Raw genomic sequence first — 20,922 nt, 5'->3', positions numbered from 1 at the left:
TATTTTTCATTTGGGTACACCCTAAATGTAAAAAGGGGACGTAGTAAAAGTTAATTTTACTACGTCCCCTTTTTTACTTTAACTACTACAATTTCTCAGCAATTGCTTTTATAAAATCTTCACTATTCAACACGGTTGGATTCTCTAAAGTTGTAATTAAAGCAAGATCTTTAGTCATCTTTCCTTCCTCAATTGTGTCGATCGTTGCTTTTTCAAGCTTATCTGCAAAATCCATCAATTCCTGATTGCCATCTAATTCGCCACGTTTTCTCAACGCTCCGGTCCATGCAAATATAGTGGCAACTGAATTGGTTGATGTTTCTTCTCCTTTTAAGTGTTTATAATAATGACGCTGTACTGTTCCATGTGCGGCTTCATATTCATAATAACCTTCTGGAGATACCAGTACAGAGGTCATCATAGCCAATGAACCGAATGCGGAAGAAACCATATCACTCATTACATCTCCGTCATAGTTCTTACATGCCCAGATATATCCGCCTTCTGATTTCATAACGCGGGCAACTGCATCATCGATCAACGTATAGAAATATACGATACCAGCTTTTTCAAATTTTTCTGCATATTCTGCATCATAGATTTCCTGGAAAATATCTTTGAATGTATGATCATATTTTTTAGAAATCGTATCTTTCGTCGCAAACCACAGATCCTGCTTGGTATCCAGAGCATAATTGAAGCAGCTTCTTGCAAAACTTTCAATGGATCCGCACAGATTGTGCATTCCCTGTGCAACACCTGGTCCTGCATAATTATGTACCAGTTCTCTCGTTTCTGTTCCATCTTCGGCAGTATAAACCAGTTCTACTTTTCCAGGTCCCGGAATCTTCATCTCCGTATTCTTATAAACGTCACCATAAGCATGTCTCGCTATTGTAATTGGTTTCTTCCAATTCTTCACACAAGGTTCTATTCCCTTTACCACAATTGGAGCGCGAAATACTGTTCCGTCAAGAATAGCACGGATTGTTCCATTCGGGCTCTTCCACATTTCTTTTAGATTATATTCTGTCATACGTGCGGCATTTGGTGTGATTGTTGCACATTTCACTGCTACTTTATATTTTTTAGTAGCATTTGCAGAATCGATGGTTACCTGGTCATTGGTCTCATTTCTGTGTTCCAGTCCAAGATCATAATACTCCGTGTTCAGTTCAATAAATGGTTCCAGAAGATTCTCTTTGATCATCTTCCACAAGATTCTTGTCATCTCATCTCCATCCATCTCTACAATTGGTGTTGTCATCTTAATCTTTGCCATCTTGCTTCTCTCCTTTTTGATTTACTTCTCCATATGGAGATTCTCCATAACATTCATGATATGCTGATTCGCAAGCATTTCAGCCTGATCAGCGTCTTTATTCTTAATTGCCTCAAGAATACCTTTATGTTCCTCGATTGATTTCTGTGCTCTGTCCTTGGCACCTACCGACAAAGTACGTGCCATCTTCACATATTTGTGAAAATCAGATAATACATGTTCTAGTATACGACTGTTGGATGCCTCATACAAGACTTTATGAAATTTACCATCCAATTCAGATACCTGTGCCGCTTTTCCTTCACTCTTTTTTTGCAAATGAAACTCTGACAATAGAATAATCTCCTCTAATTCTTCTATCTGTTCATCGGAAATATTATCTGTCGCCCATCTTGCACATAAGCCTTCCAAAAGAGATCTTATTTTATAAATATCATGTACATCTTTTTGAGTAATACCTTTTACATAAGCTCCCTTATTAGGAATGATCGTCACCAGCCCCTCTAGCTCCAACTGTCTAAGCGCCTCCCTAACTGGCGTTCTGCTGACTCCCATTTCTTCTCCAATGGAAATCTCTCTTAATTCATCATCATCTTTATATACTCCAGAGAGAATATCTTCACGGAGTTTTTGAAATACCTTTCCTCTAAGAGAACGGTCTTGATATTCTTCCATGTTCTGCTCCTTCTTCGATTCTATTTCTCCTGGACAAGGCTGACTCCAAGCTGTTTACATGCATCATCAATAACAACAAGCAATTCATTATCTGTCAGTACCGTAACACGGCCTTCCTCATACTCTTTATCTACCCATGCCTTCACCATTATTACTAATTCTGAATTTTTATCTACTTGTTTTTCTTCAGGCAGATGAAAGTACGTATTGATCCAATGCGCAATCCCAGCAAGACCAGATGTATTGGATACTGCAACCAACGGTGGTCGTTTGAGGAATTTATCTGTATCAAATATATTATAAATCTCTTCATTTTTTAATAGTCCATCTGCATGAATACCCGCTCTGGTAACATTAAAATTCTTTCCTACAAATGGTGTCCTTGACGGCAGCTGATATCCTATCTCTTTCTCGTAATAGTCTGCAAGATCTGTAATTACCGTTGTATCCATACCATCCAATGTTCCTCTTAACTGTGCATATTCAAATACCATAGCTTCCAAAGGTGTATTGCCAGTACGTTCTCCAATGCCAAAAAGAGAACAGTTTACACCGCTTGCACCATATAACCATGCAGTTGTAGAGTTACTGACTGCTTTATAAAAATCATTGTGACCATGGAACTCAATTAATTCGCTTGGCACACCCGCATGAACACGAAGTCCATAGATAATTCCAGGAATAGATCTTGGAATCACAGCTCCTGGATAGTTTACTCCATATCCCATCGTATCACAGACACGAATCTTCACTGGAATCTTATATTCATCCATTAATTTCATAAGTTCCAGACAAAATGGAATAACGAAACCATAGATATCAGAACGCGTAATATCTTCCAGATGGCATCTCGGGCTCACTCCAGTTTCCAGACATTCACGGATCACTGATAAGTAATGATTCATACACTCTCTTCTTGTCATCTTTAATTTATAAAAGATATGATAATCAGAACAGCTTACTAGAATTCCAGTTTCTTTCATTCCAATCTCTTTTACCAGTTCAAAATCCTTTTTACTTGCGCGGATCCAACTAGTCACTTCCGGAAACTTATATCCTTTTTCCATACACCTATATACTGCATCCCGATCCTTCTTGCTATACAAAAAGAATTCACTCTGGCGAATCTTTCCCTTCGGTCCACCTAGTTTATGAAAATAGTCATAGAGTGTCACAATCTGTTCTGTGCTATATGGCGCGCGAGACTGCTGACCATCACGAAATGTAGTGTCTGTAATCCAGATTTCATCCGGCATACTATGGGGTACAATACGATCGTTAAATGCAATCTTCGGAATCTCATCATAATGAAATAGATTCCGGAATACATTCGGTGTATCAACATCGACCAGAGGATACATATGCTCCTCCAATTGAAGCAAATTCGAATGCTTGTCCAAATAAACTTTTCTATTTTCCATAATACACACTCCTTAAAATGACATTACCAAAACAAAGCATTATTTTATATCTTAATGTGTATAATTGTATACAATTATACATTTTGTGTCAAGAGGAATTTTTCTCTCTTCATACAAAAAGAGACAGAAAATTCTAACAAATTTTCTGTCTCTTTAATGTTGTGAATTCTCATCTCATTTTAGTACAGCTTTGCTCCAATCTCTCTTGGACGGAATCCTTCATCTTCAAGTGCCATCAGTATATCATGTTTATGTTCTGTTCCGAACGCCTCCATAGTGATACGAAGTTCTACTGCCGCATTTCGGTTGGTACTTACAAACTGATTATGTTCCAACTTGATAACATTTCCCTGTGCATTGGCGATGGTTGCAGCAACTCGTACCAATTCACCTGGTTTATCCGGAAGAAGTACGGATACAGAGAAGATTCTGTCTCGTTGTATCAAACCATGCTGTACAATAGAAGACATGGTGATTACATCCATATTTCCACCACTTAAGATTGCAACTGCCTTTTTACCTTTCAAATCAAGCTGACGCAGAGCTGCGACTGTCAGCAGACCCGAATTCTCTACTATCATCTTATGGTTCTCTACCATATCCAAAAATACGGCAATCAATTCATCATCAGCAACCGTCAAGACACTGTCGATATTCTCTTTTGCATACGGAAAAATCTTTTCTCCAACACGCTTTACAGCGGTACCGTCTGCAATTGTATTAGCACTATCTAGGGTAACAGGCTCTCCTGCTTCCAGAGCCGCTGTCATGCTTGCTGCGGCAGCAGGTTCTACACCAATTACCTTAATCTTAGGATTCAGCATTTTCGCAAGCGTTGATACACCTGTCACCAGACCGCCGCCGCCAACCGGCACCAGAATATAATCAACTGTAGGTAATTCCTGAACAATCTCCATCGCAATCGTACCCTGACCTGTTGCGATTGCCAGATCATCAAATGGATGTACAAACGTATAGCCATTTTCTTCTGCAAGTTTCAATGCATATTCGCAAGCATCATCATAGACATCCCCATGTAAGATCACTTCTGCTCCATAGCTTTTCGTTCGATTTACTTTGATAAGCGGAGTGACCGTTGGCATTACAATCGTTGCTTTGCAGCCAAACTTCTGAGCAGCGTACGCAACTCCCTGTGCATGATTTCCTGCAGACGCAGTAATCAATCCTTTTTCACGCGCTTCTTCTGTCATCGTGCTAATCTTATAATATGCCCCCCTTACTTTATATGCACCTGTATACTGCATATTTTCCGGTTTCAAATAAATCTTTCCGCCAGTCTGCTGACTAAGGTATTCACTATATACCAATTTTGTCGGATTTGTAACCTTTTTTACAAGTTCACTGGCTTCTTCAAATTTTTCTAATGTAAGCATTGAATATTTCTCCTCTCTTATTCTGCTGTAAATAAAGCGTTTACAAAAGTATCTGCGTCAAATTTCTGAAGATCATCTATAGTCTCCCCTACGCCAATATATTTGACTGGAATCCCAAGTTCAGCCTGTATTGCCACAGCGATACCCCCTTTGGCAGTTCCGTCCATTTTTGTCAAAATGATTCCTGTGATGTCTGCTACTTCATTAAATTCTTTTGCCTGCTGCAATGCATTCTGACCTGTTGTAGCATCTAGAACGACCAATGTTTCCCGAAATGCTTCTGGATACTCACGATCAATAATTCGATTCATTTTCTTTAATTCTTCCATCAAGTTCTTCTTATTGTGGAGTCTTCCGGCAGTGTCACATAACAGCACATCCGCATGTCTGGCCTTAGCAGCCGCAACCGCATCATATACAACCGACGCAGGATCAGAACCTTCCTGTCCACCGATCAGATCTGCCTGTGCCCGGTTTGCCCATTCTTTTAACTGCTCCCCCGCTGCAGCTCGAAACGTATCCGCAGCAGCCAATATAACTTTCTTATTTTGTGCCCGGAGTTTACCGGCTAATTTTCCAATTGTTGTAGTCTTTCCGACACCATTGACTCCGATTACCATAACAACCGACGTCTTTTCCTCGAACTCATAAGCAGTTTCACCTACATCCATCTGTTCTTTGATACTGTCAATCAATATCTGTCTGCATTGTGAAGGTTCTTTGATATGCTGCTCTTTTACTTTGGTTTTCAAATCATCCAGAATATCATAAGTAGCCTGAACACCAAGATCTCCCATGATTAGAACTTCTTCCAGCTCTTCATAGAACTCATCATCTATATGAGAAAATCCATTAAAAATACTGTCCATCCCAGATACAATATTATCCCTCGTCTTACTGAGACCTGAGACCAGACGTTTAAAAAAACCTATATTTTCCTTATTCTCTTCTGTCATATTGTCCTCCTATTGCTCCAACTCATCTTCTAACAAACTTACAGATACAAGTGTAGATACACCTTTTTCCTGCATAGTAATACCATACAGTCTGTCGGCAGCAGTCATTGTTCCCCTTCGGTGTGTAATTACAATGAACTGTGTATGTTTCGTTAATTTATGCAAATATTGCGCAAACCTTACAACATTGTTATCATCCAATGCCGCCTCAATCTCATCCAACAGACAGAATGGGGATGGTTTTAAATTTTGAATAGCAAATAATAGCGCAATAGCCGTCAAAGCTTTCTCGCCGCCGGATAATTGCATCATATTCTGCAATTTCTTTCCTGGCGGCTGAGCAATGATTCGAATACCCGCTTCCAGAATATCTTCATCTTCCATCAGCTCCAATGTACCTTTTCCACCGCCAAACAACTCTTTAAATACTGTATCAAATTCCTTGGCTATCAAGGCAAACTGCTCCTGAAACTGTTTACGCATCGCAGTATCAAGTTCTTCAATAATCTGTTCCAGCGTTGCTTCTGCCTCCACCAGATCATCATGCTGTCCTTTTAAGAAATCATATCGTTCGGATACACTCTTATATTCTTCTATCGCGTTAACATTCACATTTCCAAGTGCACGGATCTCACTTTTTAATTCCTGTATCCTCTTTTTCATCTTTGCAAGATCCGTCAGATTTTTGTCTCTTAACTCTCTTGCATGGTTAAACGTAATCTCATATTCTTCCCACATATAATTCATCTGTTTGTCAGAGGATGCCTCATAATTCTCTCTCTGACTCTCCAGACGGAATATTTCTTTATCAAGACTTGACATATGCTTGGACAGATCTTCTCGTTTTTGCAGGAATGCTTTGTGTTTTTGGTTTAATTCTTCACGTTCTTTTTTGAATTTTTCTATTTCATTCTGAATCTCTTTAAATAAATCTTTTGAATTCTCTATAGTCTGTCGCAGTTCTGTGATCTGCTCCTCTTTTTCTTCGATTTCCTTTGAAGTACCACCTTTACTCTTCTCCAATTCTTTTAATTCATTCTGAAATTTGCCGATTTCTTCTTGAATACGATTTACATTCTCTATCACGAATGTAAATTTTTGTTCCAGACTGGCATATGCAAGATGAATCTCTTCTGTTCTTTTTAACTTCAAAGTCTCTTCTTCATGTTCTTTATCAAGAACTTTCTGTTCTTTTTCAATTCGTTCTGTCAGATCCTTTTCAAGTGTTTCTGATGTATCTAACTCAACATTGATGGATTCCTGATTATCAATAATGTCTGTAATCTGTACATCCAGCCTTTCTGACTCTATTCTAGTCTGCTCAGAAATCTCATTTGCATTTTTCATTCTAGATGCTGCCTGATCGGCATTCATTTTTGCCGTGTTCTGAATGACGTATGCTTTCTGGAGTTTGTTACTGATCTCATCCAGTTTCTCATAATAACCGGCACGCTCTTTTCGCAAGGCTTCGGAAGACGCTTCCATCTCATCCATCTCTTGCTTCAGTTTCTTAACTGTTTTTTCAAACTCCTCTATTTCACGTCGCCTGCTTAACAGATTACTGGAATTTTTAAAAGCTCCACCAGTCATGGAACCTCCAGGATTAATCAATTCTCCCTCTAACGTTACAATGCGTATAGATTGTTTGTACTTTTTTGCAATTGCAATTCCATGATCAATATGGTCAACAACAAGCGTCCTTCCAAGCAAATAATCTGCTAATGTTTTATATTGGCTTTCCACCTTTACAAGGGTGTTCGCAGTACCGATAACGCCTTGTTCGTGTAAGGCTTCCGGCTTAGTAATTCCTGAATAGGCATGGATTGTAGTCAACGGAAGAAATGTTGCACGTCCAAACTTGTTCTTTTTCAAGAACTGAATCATCTTTTTGGCTGTTTCTTCATCTGAAGTTACAATATTCTGAATATTCCCTCCAAGGGCTGTCTCAATGGCAATCTCATAATTTTTGTCCACTTTGATCAGATCAGCAACAACACCTAACAATCCTTTTTCTCTGTCCCTATTGTCCATTACTTTGCGAATACTATTGCCATACCCATCATAACGCTCAGTAATATTTTTTAAAGATTCCAATCTGGATTGCTCTCTGTGAAATGCTGTCTGTCCGATACGGAATTGCTCCGTCTGCTTTGCCAGTCGTTTCTGAAGTTCTTCAATTTTCGTCTCATACTGACTGCTCTCTTCAGACAGCTCAATAATCTTAGAAGATACTTCTTTTAATTCATTCTGATAGCCTTCTAGTTTTTTGCCCTGCTCCTGGATCTCCGTTTCAGATTCCTGAATCTGACGATCCATTCCAGCCTTTCTGACATGAATCTGCTCAAGCATGGTATCGTACTTTTGAATCTTTGCCTTAGTAGATGCCCTGCTATTCAGTAATTCCATGATATCATTTTTATTTTTATCTACAGAAGCAGTGATTTCTGCAATCCTGGATTGAACATCAATCAGCTCTTTTTTGGCCTGTTCTTCAAGATTCATCTGTTCATCCATCTGTTTCTGGATTGCTTCCTGTTCTGACTTTAATTCTTGAAGTTGACCCTCACGGACATTTATTTCTGAATCGATAGTTCTTGCACGCTGATCGTAATGTGCATCATTCATATGCATACTTCGAATCTGCTCTTTGAGCAATTCTATCTGATTCTGAAGCTGCTGTTTCAACATAGTAGTCTCATTGAGCTGACTTTTCGCTTTTTCAATCGATGCATCAATGCCATCAACTTGTTCTTCCACAGATTCATATTCTGTTTTCATGGCATCATATTGACTGCTCGCTTCTCCAAGTTCTTCTCTGGTCACGTCAAGCTTTTCATCAATTCCCTGAATCTGTTCCTGTAGTCTCTCAGTCTCAAGTAAGAACATATTAATATCATACGTTTTCAACTGTTCTTTCTTTTTTAAGTATTCTTTTGCCGTCTCTGCCTGTCTCTCCAGAGGTCCGACCTGCTTCTCAAGCTCTGCTAAAATATCATTTACCCGCAAAAGATTCTGCCGTTCTTCTTCCAACTTTTTGACGGACATGTTTTTTCGGCGTTTGAATTTTACAATTCCAGCTGCTTCATCGAATAATTCTCTTCGTTCCTCTGGCTTACCGCTTAGGATTTTGTCAATCTGTCCCTGACCAATAATAGAATAACCTTCTTTTCCAATTCCAGTATCATAGAATAACTCATTGACATCTTTTAGACGACAGGCGCTCCCATTGATTAAATATTCACTTTCTCCAGAACGATATAGTTTTCTGGCGACCGTTACTTCTTCATAATCAATCGGGAGCTGATGATCTGAATTATCCAGTGTAATTGCAACAGAAGCATAACTTAAAGGCTTCCGATTCTCCGTACCGGAGAAAATAACATCTTGCATACTTCCGCCGCGCAATTGTTTTACACGCTGTTCTCCAAGCACCCATCGCACGGCATCCGCAACATTACTCTTACCGCTTCCGTTCGGTCCTACAATGCCTGTAATCCCGTTATGGAAGTCAAATTTAATCTTGTGTGCAAATGATTTAAACCCTTGCACTTCTATGCTCTTTAAATACATGCTACACCTACTTTATATTCATCTTGTGCAGCTTCAAAATACTCTGGTAAGCTGCGTCTTGCTCTGCCGCTTTTTTGGTACGGCCCGTACCAAGGCCATAGACCTTTTCTCCAATAGAGACGGCCACATGAAACGATTTATCGTGATCAGGACCTTCTTCTCCAATCAGTCTATAGGAAATGACCTCTTTAAAATTGGCCTGTACAATTTCCTGCAGGATAGTCTTGCTATCATAAAAGAGCTTTTTATTCTCAAGATCTTTCAAGATAAATCGCTGAATAAACTCTTTTGCATTAGCAAAACCACCATCAATATAGATTGCTCCAATCAGTGCTTCCATTGCATCTGAGGTGATAGATTCTCTTTTACGTCCTCCAGTAGCTTCCTCTCCTTTGCCAAGCAGAAGGTAATCACCTAGCTTCAAATCTCTGGCACAAAAAGCCAGAGCCGGCTCGCATACCATACTGGCTCTTGTCTTTGTAAGTTCACCTTCCGGCATCTTCCCATGTTCATAAAACAAAAATTCACTAGACACCAATTCCAATACAGCATCTCCTAAAAACTCCAGACGCTCATTACATTCATATTTTGGCAGATGCATTTCATTTGCATAAGAACTATGAATCATCGCTTTTTTTAATAAATGAAAATCTTTAAATTTATATCCGATTTTATTTTCTAATATTCTTAAATCCAGTCCCATAATATGCCTCACATAAGAAAAAGCCCTACTGGGCTTTTTCTTTTCTATATTCCCTAGTTATTTGTTGCATTTTTGATCTGTTCTACAGCATCTCCTACTGTAACGATCTTCTCAGCATCATCATTATCAATTTCAATATCAAATGTCTCTTCTATCCCCATAATAATCTGAAAAATATCAAGAGAATCTGCTCCCAAGTCATCTACAAATGTAGTATCCATCGTAATCTCGTCTGCATTAATATTCAATACATCAGCAATAATTTCCTTAATTTTTTCGAATTCCATTTTGTTTCTCCTTTTCTCCTACTTATTGTTCTCTCTATTCAGCGGATATCACATCCGTTTGAATACACTCTTTGATTTTTTCATTAATTTTCTGATTCTTAAAGGTTACACACTGAATCAATGTATTGCTCACTTCTTTTGCTTTTGCACTTCCGTGTGTTTTCACTACAAGACCATTCAATCCAAGAAGTGGCGCTCCACCGTACTCACTGGCATCAAATTCCTTCAACGTTGCTTTCAATGCCGGTTTTACAAGAAGTGCACCAATTTTACTGCGAAGGGTACTCATCATACCTTCCTTGATCTTTCCAACCAGTGTAGATGCAAGTCCTTCTGTCAATTTCAAAATTACATTCCCAGTAAATGCCTCACAGACAATCACATCTGCCTGTCCATGTGGAATTTCTCTGGCCTCAATGCTTCCTGTGAAATTGATTCCTTTTGTCTCTTTCAGCAATGGAAATGTCTCTTTTACCAATGCATTTCCCTTTTCTTCCTCTGCTCCAATATTTACAATCGCTACCTTAGGATTTTTTATTCCTACAATATGCTCCATATATATGGAACCCATCTTGGCAAACTGAATCAGATGCGATGGTCTGGCATCCACATTCGCTCCGCAGTCAATCAAAAGACTGACTCCCTTTTCTGTTGGAATTAATGGTGCAAGCGGTGGTCTCTCAACTCCTTTAAGCCTTCCTACAATCGTCTGACCGCCAACAAGAATGGCTCCAGAACTTCCTGCAGACACAAAAGCATCTGCCTCTCCTTTCTTCACCATCTTCATACCAACTACGATTGACGAATCCTTCTTCCGACGAATCGCATTGACAGGCGGTTCTGCGGTCTCAATCACTTCTGTGGCATTCACTACCTCTATCTGCTCTTTCTTATAATTGTAAGATGAAAGCTCTGAAGTAATCTCCTCTTCTCGACCAACCAGAATCACTTTCAGGCCAGCTTCTTTTGAGACAGCTTCAACAGCACCTTTAACCATCTCTTTTGGTGCATTGTCACCGCCCATGGCGTCCAATACTACTTTTGTAATTTCTGACATAATTTTTCCTCCTAGCCTACTAGATTTCATTCTACTAAACATTGTTATAAAAATCAATGATTTCTACATAAAAAATAAGACTTACCAACCACTAGTAAGTCTTACCTTTCAACATCATTCTAAATTAGTCCTGAGGAATAATTTCTTTTTTGTTGTATGAGCCACAAGCCTTGCACACTCTGTGAGGCATCATTAACTCGCCACACTTGCTGCATTTAACCAGGTTTGGAGCGCTCATTTTCCAATTAGCTCTTCTTTTATCTCTTCTTGCTTTAGAAGATTTGTTCTTTGGACAAATTGACATGGGTTACACCTCCTTAAAATTCTTAAACACATCGCGGATAACTGACATTCTAGGGTCAAGACTTGTATCTTCACAACTACAAGTTCCCTGATTCAGGTTTTGACCACATACGTTGCAAATTCCTTTACAGTCTTCGCTACACAGAATCTTCGTCGGCCACCCTATTAGTACCTCGTTGTAGATCAGTTTATCTACATCGAGAGCATATCCGTCAATATAATTTGATTCATCGAATTCATCTGAATCCATCTTCTCTTCTTCAGAAACTCCTGCTTCAACCTTTTTTGTAAAATCAAGATGAAATTCTGTCGGAACAGGCTCCAGGCAACGATCACAAGGTATCTCTATCACAAGTCCGCATGTCCCGTGAATCTCGATCTGTCTATCTTTTACATAATCAATCGTAATATAGACATCCTCTTTTGATAAAACCGGAAACGTACCGAGTTTTGATTGAAATACTTCTAATGTACATGGAACTGTTTCATCCAAGGATTTATGTGGTTCAGACAAAACATTGGATAGGTCAATTAACATATAGTCACCCCTATTCATACCTATATTATTATATCACGTAAAAGGTTTTTGTCAACAAATATTTGTTGATTTTGCTTAAAACCTTTCAAATTTTTCGAACTGTTCCAGAAATTCGACGTTTTCTGATACATCAGTATGATGAAACCCTCCCACAAAACTGCAGGAGGGTATTCCTAAAACCATATCATATTCTTATATCTTGTTTATACTAATGCTACCGTCTCACGAGCAATCGCAAGCTCTTCATTGGTAGGAATTACAAGAACTTTTACCTTAGAATCTGGAGTTGAGATTGCAATCTCCTCACCACGTTTGCCATTTGCTTCTTCATCAAGTGTAATTCCAAGATATCCAAGATACTTGATAACATCTGCACGCATGGATCCAGAATTCTCTCCGATACCTGCAGTAAATGCAATGACATCTACACCATTCATTGCTGCAACATAACTTCCAACATATTTTGCAACACGATATGCAAATACTTCTAATGCAATTTTAGCAGGTTTATTTCCTTCACTTGCAGCAGCGTCCAGATCACGGAAATCGCTGGAAAGATTATTGGAAAGACCATATACACCAGACTTCTTATTCAGCATTGTCATAAGACCAGCAATGTCAAGATCTTCCTTCTTAGCAATGAATTCAAGGATTGCCGGATCAATATCACCGGAACGCGTACCCATTACCAGACCTTCCAAAGGAGTAAGCCCCATAGAAGTATCCACGGATTTTCCGTTTTCTACTGCACAAATGCTGGCTCCATTTCCAAGGTGACATACAATTGTCTTTACCTGATCATATGGTTTGCCAACTAATTCAGCTGCTCTCTTAGATACAAAACTGTGGCTTGTACCATGGAAACCATATCTTCTTACTTTGTATTTATCATAATACTCATATGGAAGTCCATACATGTATGCTTTCTCCGGCATTGTCTGATGGAATGCAGTATCAAATACAGCAACCATCGGAGTACCTGGCATTAATTCCTGACATGCATTGATTCCGATCAGGTTTGCCGGATTGTGAAGTGGTGCAAGATCATTACACTCTTCAATTGCTTTCTTTACTTCATCTGTAATCACAACTGAACTTGCAAATTTTTCCCCACCATGTACCACACGATGTCCAACTGCACCAATCTCATCCAAGCTCTTAACAACTCCTGTCTCTGGATCAGTTAAAGCATCAATTACAAACTGAATTGCTTCTGTATGTGTTGGCATTGCTTTGTCGGATTTCACCTTTTCTCCGCCTGCCGGCTGATAAGTAAGGCTTCCGTCGATTCCGATTCTCTCACAGAGTCCTTTTGCCAGAACTTCTTCAGATTCAGAATTAATCAATTGGAATTTTAAGGATGAACTACCACAGTTAATAACTAATACATTCATAAATACATACCTCTCTTTGATAATTTATAATATCTCACTAAATAATTAGTCTTCTGCCATACACTGTACAGCTGTGATTGCTACTACACCTTCGATATCTTTCGCACTGCATCCACGGGATAAGTCATTGACCGGTGCTGCGATACCTTGTGTAAGTGGTCCGTAAGCTTCTGCTTTTCCAAGTCTCTGTGCAAGCTTGTATCCAATGTTACCAGCATCAAGATCTGGGAATACTAATACATTAGCCTTACCTGCCACCGGGCTACCTGGTGCTTTAGAAGCTCCTACTTCTGGTACAATAGCCGCATCCAGCTGGAATTCTCCATCAAGAAGCAATCCTTCTGGAGCATTTTCCTTTGCAATACGTGTTGCTTCTACTACTTTATCAACGTCAGGATGTTTTGCACTTCCCTTTGTAGAGTGCGAAAGCATTGCAACGATTGGTTCTTTTCCAGTCAGAAGCTTGAATGAATCTGCAGAAGAAAGTGCGATTGCAGCAAGTTTCTCAGGATCTGGATTCTGCTCAAGTCCAGAATCTGCAAATACGAATGTTCCGTCAGCACCCATATCGCAATCCGGTACTACGATTACGAAGAAAGCAGAAACTAATTTTGTTCCTGGCTTTGTCTTCAGAATCTGCAGACATGGTCTTAATGTATCTGCTGTAGAATGGCATGCTCCAGATACCATACCGTCAGCATCTTTCATCTTGACCATCATAACACCATAATACAGATAATTTGTTAACAGAAGTTCTCTTGCCTGTTCTTCTGTCATACCTTTTTTCTGTCTTAACTCAACAAGCTTTGCAATGTATGCATCTGTCTTCTCATAGGTTGCAGGATCTACAATTGTAGCTCCGCTGATATCAAAAGAGCCCTTATTCTTTGCGATCTCTTCTTCGCTTCCGATTAAGATCAGATTAGCAGTTCCTTCTTTTAATACGGCTTCTGCTGCTTCATAAGTTCTGATGTCTTCTGTCTCAGGAAGTACGATTGTTTTTTTACATGTTTTTGCTTTTGCTTTAATTTCATCTATAAATCCCATGATTGATAGACTCCTTTCCATATATTCTCAGTATTTTTATTATAATACAAAGAGACCTCGTGGACAAGGTCTCTTCTTAGAATCTTATGTCTATTTTTATATACAATTGTCATAAAAATTAGATTATTATAGTGAATCATAGCTGAAATACATGGCTTACGATTGCAAAATATACACTAATAGTACTGATATCTACCAATGTGGAAATCAATGGTGTTGCCATGATTGCAGGATCTAACCCAATCTTTTTTGCAAGCAGAGGCAAGGTACATCCCACTACTTTTGCAATTACGACTGTACATGCCATTGTTAATCCAATCGTAAATGCCATCAACGCATCTCCTTGTCCCATCAGCATAATTCGAATTCCATTGACAACCGAAAGAATCAGACTAATACAGACAGCAACACGGACTTCCTTCCATACTACTTTGAACAGATCACTAAACTCTATCTCTCCCACCGACAATCCACGGATTATCAGCGTGGAACTCTGGGATCCGCAGTTTCCTCCGGTTCCGGTCAACATCGGTATAAATCCCGCAAGCTGTGGCATAACAGCAAGTGCCGCCTCATAACTATTCATGATCATCTGAGTAACTGTTGCAGAAAGCATCAAGAACAGAAGCCATGGGATACGACTCTTTACATGTTCAAACACAGTCGTTCCAAAATAGGATTCTTCACTCGGATTGACACCGGCCATGATACTGATATCTTCTGTGGTCTCTTCCTGTAATACCAACATAGCATCGTCAACAGTTACGATACCGACCATGCACATCTCATGGTCTACAATGGGCAATGCAATCAAACCATATTTTGTGATTGTCCTTGCCACATCTTCCTGGTCATCTGTAGTATGTGCATAAAGCATATTCGTGTCCATGATCTCTTCGATAGTCTTGGATTCACTGGTTGTAAGAAGTTCTTTGACATCGACTTGACCGATTAATTTTCTCTTTTCGGTCACATAACAAGTATAGATTGTCTCACGATTCAGACCTACTTGTCTGATTTTTAATATGGATTCCGCCACCGTCATCTCACGCCGCAATGCAATGTAATCTACATTCATTACACTTCCGGCACTGTCTTCAGGATATTGCAGTAATTGATTGATCTGCGCTCTGGTCTCCTCATCTGTCACCATCAAAAGTCTGTCCACCACGTTGGCAGGCATTTCTTCCAGAACGTCAACCGTATCATCGAGGTACATTTCTTCCATGACTTCTTCCAGCTCGGAATCCGTCAGTGCATTGATCAAGACTTCACGCATATCACTGTTCATATACGTAAAAGTCTCTGCTGCTTCTTCTTTTGCCAACAATCGGAATACCATCACTAACTGTTTCTGGTCAAATTCTTCCAATATATCTGCAAGGTCGACAGGATACATATTATTTTCAAGTTCTTCTTTTAATTCTTTGAACTGACGGTTCTCTAACATGTCAAGAATACGTTCTTCAGTCAGTTCTTCACGTTCTTCCAGATAGTCAAACTCTTTTTCTTCCTGTTCTGTATCTTCTGGCTTAACGTTCATCTCTTCGCTTTCCATATATACCCTCCCTCCCAATATTTGCGAACTTAATCTTTCTATAGTATAATCAATTTCAAAAAGATATACAAGGAGATTATGATGAAAATCGTCGGATTAATTACGGAATACAACCCATTTCATAATGGACATTTATACCATATAGAGAAAGCCCGGGAACTTACTGATGCAGATGCTGTCATTGTTGTTATGAGCGGAAATTATGTTCAGCGCGGTGCTCCTGCTATTATGCCAAAGCATTTGCGGGCAGAAGTCGCCCTGGAAGCAGGTGTCGATCTCCTTATGGAGCTTCCCGTATGTTACGCAGTCGGAAGTGCTGAATATTTTGCAGCTGGTGCTATCTCTCTGTTTGAACAGTTGGGATGCGTCGATGCGATCTGTTTTGGAAGTGAATGTGGGGATTATAATGTCCTGGAAAATATTGCACATATCGTTTCAGAGGAACCTGAAGAGTATAAGTTTTCTCTGCAGGAAGCATTACGGAAGGGCATGTCTTTTCCACGCGCAAGACAAATGGCTCTCGCCAATTATCTAAAAGATGATTCCATAGATATGATTTTAGAGCAGCCCAACAATATTCTTGGAATTGAATATATTAAAACCCTTCATAAAACCCACAGTAATATCAAGTCATATACTATCAAGCGAAAAGTATCTGGATATCACGATGAACATCTGACTGGGAACTATAGTTCAGCTTCTGCGATTCGCAAGCTTCTTGCATATGCAAGCAATTCCATTCATCTAGAAGGAGAAGGTATGTTTGATGAGCCTGTCATGTCTGAAGTATTGACTAGACTGGAGGATCAGGTACCACCTTCTTGTATACGTATGCTTGAAGAAATGCATCGTAATCGATATCCTATTTATGCCAACGATTTTTCTCTTATCTTAAAATACAAATTATTGTCAGAAACACGTGATACTTTAGTAAAATACAAAGATGTCACCGAAGATCTGGCAAATCGGATCATGAACCATGTCAATGACTTTATAACTTTTGAGCAATTTTGTGATTTGTTAAAAACAAAAGATATAACTTATACTAGAATCAGCAGAAGTTTATTTCATATCTTGCTGAATATAACGAACGAAGATATGCTGATCTACGAAAAAGAAGGCTTTTGCCAATATGCACACATTCTTGGTTTTCGCAAAGATGCCGGAAAACTTTTATCTCACCTGAAACAACATTCCAAAGTACCATTAATCACAAAACTTACGCAGACAAGTGAGCTAAACAATACTGGATTACAGATGTTAGAGCAGGACATCTTTGCTTCCAACCTATATGAAAGTGTTATCACCAACAAATTTAAAATGCCTTTTATCAATGAATATCAACATCAGATTATTAGAATTTGAGATTATAATTCTATCACTTTACTGCACGCAATCGCCATGGAGCCAGCCCCTATGTGGCATGTCACACTCAATGACAGGCGATCCATCACGATATCATAGTCTGGAAAGCGGTTCTGAATCTCCGCTTTCCACTGCATTGCTTCTTCATCAGAACAGGTATACGCAGCTTCCAAATGCACAGTTTGTCCAGCAAATCTTTCACTGATATCCTTTTCCATTGCATCTAACATAGTTTTTTTGGCAGCTTTCCATCCACGTACTTTAGCAAATGAATCTAATTTTTCACCTTGAATCTGCAGGACTGGTTTCAGGTTCAGAACTGTTCCCAATGCAGCGGCTGCCGGAGTCACTCTTCCACCTTTTTTCAAATATTTTAACGTATCTACTGTAATATAAATACTGGCTTCTAATTTTTCCCGCATTAAAACATCTTTAATCTCAACTGCAGACATTCCCTTTTTGGCCATCTCAATAGCATCTAATACAGACTGCCTTTGAGTTACAGAAATTCTCTGGTTATCGATTACATGTACTTTTCCATCAAAATCCTGTGCCAAAGCCATCGCAGTCTCACAAGAACTACTCAGACCGCTTGACATCGGAATATGTACAATTTCCTCATAGCTTTCCAACAGTTCTTCCCACAACTCCATTACATCTGCAGGAGACGGCTGTGAAGTAGAGATATCCGCATCATTTTCCAATCTTTTATAAAATTCATCCTGCGTCAATGTGATATCTTCATAATAAAGTTCTCCATCAATATAAAAAGGCATTGGGAGAACACGAATTCCCAATTGTTCTGCTTGTTTCTGTGTAATTCCGCTGTTGCTGTCTGTTACAATCGCCACTTTTCCCATTCTTCATTTTCCTCTCTAATTCTTAAAACTGTGAATCGGTGCGGGAATTCTTCCCTGTCTGTTCACAAATGCACTGCAATCATATTCATTCACCGGTATAATCGGTGCATAACCCAATAATCCACCAAACTCTGCCGTTTCCCCGACATCTTTTCCAATCACAGGAATCAACCGGACAGCCGTTGTCTTCTGATTGACCATGCCTATTGCCATCTCATCGGCAATAATTCCCGAGATTGTTGATGCTTTAGTCTTTCCGGGAATTGCAATCATATCCAGACCAACTGAGCAGACACAAGTCATTGCTTCTAATTTTTCTATCGTCAAAGCTCCAAGATTCACAGCATCGATCATCCCTTTGTCTTCACTGACCGGGATAAACGCACCGCTTAACCCTCCTACATAAGAAGAAGCCATGACGCCCCCTTTTTTCACCTGATCATTCAACATTGCGAGTGCTGCAGTCGTACCCGGAGCGCCAACTCTTTCCAATCCAATTTCCTCCAGAATCTCCGCAACACTATCTCCTACAGCAGGAGTCGGTGCCAAAGAAAGATCAATAATTCCAAATGGAATTCCCATTCTTTTTGAAGCCTCTCCAGCAACCAGCTGTCCAACTCGAGTCACTTTAAATGCAGTTTTCTTAATTGTCTCACACAATTTTTCAAATCCCTGTCCGCGTACCTGTTCAATCGCATGCTTTACAACGCCAGGGCCACTAACTCCAACATTAATGACCGCATCCCCTTCAGTAACTCCCAAAAATGCACCCGCCATAAACGGATTATCATCAGGGGCATTACAAAATACCACTAATTTTGCACAGCCCAGAGAATCATTCTCCTTTGTGGCCTCGGCAGTTGCTTTTATTATCTCTCCGCTCAATCTGACTGCATCCATATTAATTCCTGTTCTGGTTGATCCAACATTAATAGAACTACAGACACGGTCAGTGCATGCCAAAGCCTCTGGAATAGATCGAATCAAGTTCTCATCACTTTTCGTCATGGACTTTGAAACCAAGGCAGAATATCCACCGATAAAATTCACACCAACTTCTTTTGCTGCTTTATCTAACGTCCTTGCAATTGTAACATAATCTTCAGACTTCTTACATGCCGAACCGCCGATCAACGCTATTGGAGTCACGGAAATTCTTTTATTTACAATAGGAATTCCAAATTCCCGTTCAATCTGTTCGCCAGTCGAAACCAGATCTTTTGCTGTTGCTGTTATCTTATGATATATATTATCATTTAACTTCTTCAGATCCGAATCAATGCAATCCAATAAACTGATTCCAAGAGTAATCGTCCTGACATCCAGGTTTTCCTCCTCGATCATCTGGTTTGTCTCGTACACTTCATATCTGTTAATCATATTCTAATACCTGGCCTTTCTGTCTTCCTCTATAGTCTGTGCATTTTTTCAAAGATTTCTTCTCTTTGGCAGTGAATCGTCACACCAATGGAAACCCCCAACTCCTCTAACTCTTTTGCCACGCATTGAATCTCTTTTGCAGAATTTGTGACATCAACGATTGCCATCATATTAAAATATCCATCGACAATCGTCTGTGAAATATCCAGAATGTTAATATTCGTCTCTGCCAAATACGTACAGACCTTTGCAATGATTCCTACGGTATCCTTTCCCACAACTGTAATTACACACTTTCTCATCTTAGTTCCTCCTGCTTCTCATGTTTGCCTATAGTGTTATAATATCTGATACAGTATCTCGTTTAGCCACCATGATTGGAATATCATCTCCCTTATATGGGTTGTTTCCATAGCTGACCTCCAGTTTTACTGTCTCATAAGCCAGTTCTTCATAATTGTTTTCCTTACTCAGATGACCAAGTATCACATACTGTAAATTGTCATGTAGTATATCACAAAGAAGCCGCCCTGACAATTCATTTGATAAATGTCCCTTATCACCCATCACTCTTTTCTTCAAAGGATATGGGTATGGACCGACTTCCAGCATATGAATATCATGATTTGCTTCCAGAACAATTCCATCCAGATTCTGTAAATGTTTCACAGTATAATCATCATATTTTCCAAGATCTGTCGCAACAGCAACAGCTTTTTTTTCATTTTCAATTCGATATCCTGATGGTTCTTTTGCATCATGCGATATAGAAAAAGGGCAGATATTCATATCTCCCACAGAAAACACTTCATCAACATTTACTTCGTGCAGTAATCCATCAGGCATCTTGCCCAGGCTACTGCAACCGCGTATTCCCGCTATTGTACCTTTTGTCGCATAGATTGGAATCTCATATTTTCTGCTGAACACACCAAGTCCCTGAATATGGTCAATGTGTTCATGAGTAATCAAAATTCCTTTCAGTTCTTCTCCTTTGACTCCCAGTATATGTAACCCTTCTTCAATCCTCTTCTTACTAATCCCTGTATCTACCAGAAGATGCGTATTATCATCTCCTACATAGATACAGTTACCGCTGCTTCCACTGGCAATGCTGCATAATCTCATACTG

At 39.4% G+C, this 20,922-nt stretch carries 19 protein-coding genes; 1 reads left to right on the top strand and 18 read right to left on the bottom strand.

Features of this window, described 5'->3' with window-relative positions:
• Positions 1-85: 85 nt before the first annotated feature.
• The 14 genes from ACQRBH_RS06445 to mgtE all read right to left on the bottom strand — a co-directional run bounded on the left by ACQRBH_RS06445 (position 86) and on the right by mgtE (position 16,101).
• Positions 86-1,282 carry an NADP-dependent isocitrate dehydrogenase gene (locus ACQRBH_RS06445; protein WP_427761214.1) on the bottom strand — a complete coding sequence of 399 codons (1,197 nt, stop codon included), beginning with the start codon at positions 1,280-1,282 and terminating at the stop codon, positions 86-88.
• Between the two features lie 21 nt (positions 1,283-1,303).
• Positions 1,304-1,957 carry a GntR family transcriptional regulator gene (locus tag ACQRBH_RS06440; protein ID WP_427743524.1) on the bottom strand — a complete coding sequence of 218 codons (654 nt, stop codon included), beginning with the start codon at positions 1,955-1,957 and terminating at the stop codon, positions 1,304-1,306.
• A 20-nt stretch (positions 1,958-1,977) separates the two neighbouring features.
• Positions 1,978-3,378 carry a 2-isopropylmalate synthase gene (locus ACQRBH_RS06435; protein WP_235233418.1) on the bottom strand — a complete coding sequence of 467 codons (1,401 nt, stop codon included), beginning with the start codon at positions 3,376-3,378 and terminating at the stop codon, positions 1,978-1,980.
• A 179-nt stretch (positions 3,379-3,557) separates the two neighbouring features.
• A complete protein-coding gene (ilvA, locus tag ACQRBH_RS06430; RefSeq protein ID WP_235233419.1) occupies positions 3,558-4,772 on the bottom strand; it encodes a threonine ammonia-lyase in 1,215 nt (404 codons plus the stop codon).
• Positions 4,773-4,789: 17 nt separating this feature from the next.
• Positions 4,790-5,728, bottom strand: a complete 939-nt coding sequence (gene ftsY, locus ACQRBH_RS06425; RefSeq protein ID WP_235233420.1) for a signal recognition particle-docking protein FtsY — start codon at positions 5,726-5,728, stop codon at positions 4,790-4,792.
• 9 nt (positions 5,729-5,737) lie between these two features.
• Positions 5,738-9,298: a chromosome segregation protein SMC gene (smc, locus tag ACQRBH_RS06420; RefSeq protein ID WP_427761213.1), complete on the bottom strand. Its 3,561-nt coding sequence runs from the start codon at positions 9,296-9,298 to the stop codon at positions 5,738-5,740.
• Between the two features lie 7 nt (positions 9,299-9,305).
• Positions 9,306-10,001: a ribonuclease III gene (rnc, locus tag ACQRBH_RS06415; protein WP_235233422.1), complete on the bottom strand. Its 696-nt coding sequence runs from the start codon at positions 9,999-10,001 to the stop codon at positions 9,306-9,308.
• Between the two features lie 53 nt (positions 10,002-10,054).
• Positions 10,055-10,288: an acyl carrier protein gene (acpP, locus tag ACQRBH_RS06410; RefSeq protein WP_235233423.1), complete on the bottom strand. Its 234-nt coding sequence runs from the start codon at positions 10,286-10,288 to the stop codon at positions 10,055-10,057.
• Between the two features lie 34 nt (positions 10,289-10,322).
• The gene (gene plsX, locus ACQRBH_RS06405) at positions 10,323-11,345 is read right to left on the bottom strand and encodes a phosphate acyltransferase PlsX (protein WP_427761212.1); all 1,023 of its coding nucleotides are present in this window, start codon (positions 11,343-11,345) and stop codon (positions 10,323-10,325) included.
• A gap of 124 nt (positions 11,346-11,469) precedes the next feature.
• Positions 11,470-11,649 (bottom strand): 50S ribosomal protein L32, encoded by a 180-nt coding sequence (gene rpmF, locus ACQRBH_RS06400; RefSeq protein ID WP_004606185.1) that lies wholly within the window; start codon positions 11,647-11,649, stop codon positions 11,470-11,472.
• 3 nt (positions 11,650-11,652) lie between these two features.
• The gene (locus tag ACQRBH_RS06395; protein WP_235233425.1) at positions 11,653-12,186 is read right to left on the bottom strand and encodes a YceD family protein; all 534 of its coding nucleotides are present in this window, start codon (positions 12,184-12,186) and stop codon (positions 11,653-11,655) included.
• 203 nt (positions 12,187-12,389) lie between these two features.
• The gene (locus ACQRBH_RS06390) at positions 12,390-13,580 is read right to left on the bottom strand and encodes an acetate kinase (RefSeq protein WP_235233427.1); all 1,191 of its coding nucleotides are present in this window, start codon (positions 13,578-13,580) and stop codon (positions 12,390-12,392) included.
• A 45-nt stretch (positions 13,581-13,625) separates the two neighbouring features.
• Positions 13,626-14,627 (bottom strand): phosphate acetyltransferase, encoded by a 1,002-nt coding sequence (gene pta, locus ACQRBH_RS06385; protein WP_235233429.1) that lies wholly within the window; start codon positions 14,625-14,627, stop codon positions 13,626-13,628.
• A 136-nt stretch (positions 14,628-14,763) separates the two neighbouring features.
• Positions 14,764-16,101: a magnesium transporter gene (gene mgtE, locus ACQRBH_RS06380; RefSeq protein WP_235233453.1), complete on the bottom strand. Its 1,338-nt coding sequence runs from the start codon at positions 16,099-16,101 to the stop codon at positions 14,764-14,766.
• A 165-nt stretch (positions 16,102-16,266) separates the two neighbouring features.
• Between mgtE and ACQRBH_RS06375 the strand changes: the two genes are divergently transcribed.
• Positions 16,267-17,550, top strand: a complete 1,284-nt coding sequence (locus tag ACQRBH_RS06375; RefSeq protein WP_427743558.1) for a nucleotidyltransferase — start codon at positions 16,267-16,269, stop codon at positions 17,548-17,550.
• Between the two features lie 2 nt (positions 17,551-17,552).
• On the opposite strand, the gene ACQRBH_RS06370 is transcribed toward ACQRBH_RS06375, so the two are convergent.
• The 4 genes from ACQRBH_RS06370 to ACQRBH_RS06355 are packed head-to-tail and all read right to left on the bottom strand — an operon-like array spanning position 17,553 to position 20,918.
• The gene (locus tag ACQRBH_RS06370) at positions 17,553-18,410 is read right to left on the bottom strand and encodes a DegV family protein (protein WP_427743538.1); all 858 of its coding nucleotides are present in this window, start codon (positions 18,408-18,410) and stop codon (positions 17,553-17,555) included.
• Positions 18,411-18,425: 15 nt separating this feature from the next.
• Positions 18,426-19,790: a PFL family protein gene (locus ACQRBH_RS06365; RefSeq protein ID WP_235233431.1), complete on the bottom strand. Its 1,365-nt coding sequence runs from the start codon at positions 19,788-19,790 to the stop codon at positions 18,426-18,428.
• 29 nt (positions 19,791-19,819) lie between these two features.
• Positions 19,820-20,092 carry an ACT domain-containing protein gene (locus ACQRBH_RS06360; protein ID WP_235233432.1) on the bottom strand — a complete coding sequence of 91 codons (273 nt, stop codon included), beginning with the start codon at positions 20,090-20,092 and terminating at the stop codon, positions 19,820-19,822.
• Between the two features lie 28 nt (positions 20,093-20,120).
• The gene (locus tag ACQRBH_RS06355; protein ID WP_235233433.1) at positions 20,121-20,918 is read right to left on the bottom strand and encodes an MBL fold metallo-hydrolase; all 798 of its coding nucleotides are present in this window, start codon (positions 20,916-20,918) and stop codon (positions 20,121-20,123) included.
• Positions 20,919-20,922 lie beyond the last annotated feature (4 nt).

The organism is Bariatricus sp. SGI.161 (assembly GCF_050313695.1).
In the GTDB taxonomy this organism is placed as follows: Bacteria; Bacillota; Clostridia; order Lachnospirales; family Lachnospiraceae; genus JAFBIX01.
This window is presented reverse-complemented; position numbering and strand designations above follow the sequence as displayed.

What these genes read in the sequence shown, in the direction of transcription:
- ACQRBH_RS06445 (WP_427761214.1), bottom strand. Translation starts at nt 1,282, where the DNA reads ATGGCAAAGATTAAGATGACAACACCAATTGTAGAGATGGATGGAGAT.
- ACQRBH_RS06440 (WP_427743524.1), bottom strand. Translation starts at nt 1,957, where the DNA reads ATGGAAGAATATCAAGACCGTTCTCTTAGAGGAAAGGTATTTCAAAAA.
- ACQRBH_RS06435 (WP_235233418.1), bottom strand. Translation starts at nt 3,378, where the DNA reads ATGGAAAATAGAAAAGTTTATTTGGACAAGCATTCGAATTTGCTTCAA.
- ilvA (WP_235233419.1), bottom strand. Translation starts at nt 4,772, where the DNA reads ATGCTTACATTAGAAAAATTTGAAGAAGCCAGTGAACTTGTAAAAAAG.
- ftsY (WP_235233420.1), bottom strand. Translation starts at nt 5,728, where the DNA reads ATGACAGAAGAGAATAAGGAAAATATAGGTTTTTTTAAACGTCTGGTC.
- smc (WP_427761213.1), bottom strand. Translation starts at nt 9,298, where the DNA reads ATGTATTTAAAGAGCATAGAAGTGCAAGGGTTTAAATCATTTGCACAC.
- rnc (WP_235233422.1), bottom strand. Translation starts at nt 10,001, where the DNA reads ATGGGACTGGATTTAAGAATATTAGAAAATAAAATCGGATATAAATTT.
- acpP (WP_235233423.1), bottom strand. Translation starts at nt 10,288, where the DNA reads ATGGAATTCGAAAAAATTAAGGAAATTATTGCTGATGTATTGAATATT.
- plsX (WP_427761212.1), bottom strand. Translation starts at nt 11,345, where the DNA reads ATGTCAGAAATTACAAAAGTAGTATTGGACGCCATGGGCGGTGACAAT.
- rpmF (WP_004606185.1), bottom strand. Translation starts at nt 11,649, where the DNA reads ATGTCAATTTGTCCAAAGAACAAATCTTCTAAAGCAAGAAGAGATAAA.
- ACQRBH_RS06395 (WP_235233425.1), bottom strand. Translation starts at nt 12,186, where the DNA reads ATGTTAATTGACCTATCCAATGTTTTGTCTGAACCACATAAATCCTTG.
- ACQRBH_RS06390 (WP_235233427.1), bottom strand. Translation starts at nt 13,580, where the DNA reads ATGAATGTATTAGTTATTAACTGTGGTAGTTCATCCTTAAAATTCCAA.
- pta (WP_235233429.1), bottom strand. Translation starts at nt 14,627, where the DNA reads ATGGGATTTATAGATGAAATTAAAGCAAAAGCAAAAACATGTAAAAAA.
- ACQRBH_RS06375 (WP_427743558.1), top strand. Translation starts at nt 16,267, where the DNA reads ATGAAAATCGTCGGATTAATTACGGAATACAACCCATTTCATAATGGA.
- ACQRBH_RS06370 (WP_427743538.1), bottom strand. Translation starts at nt 18,410, where the DNA reads ATGGGAAAAGTGGCGATTGTAACAGACAGCAACAGCGGAATTACACAG.
- ACQRBH_RS06365 (WP_235233431.1), bottom strand. Translation starts at nt 19,790, where the DNA reads ATGATTAACAGATATGAAGTGTACGAGACAAACCAGATGATCGAGGAG.
- ACQRBH_RS06360 (WP_235233432.1), bottom strand. Translation starts at nt 20,092, where the DNA reads ATGAGAAAGTGTGTAATTACAGTTGTGGGAAAGGATACCGTAGGAATC.
- ACQRBH_RS06355 (WP_235233433.1), bottom strand. Translation starts at nt 20,918, where the DNA reads ATGAGATTATGCAGCATTGCCAGTGGAAGCAGCGGTAACTGTATCTAT.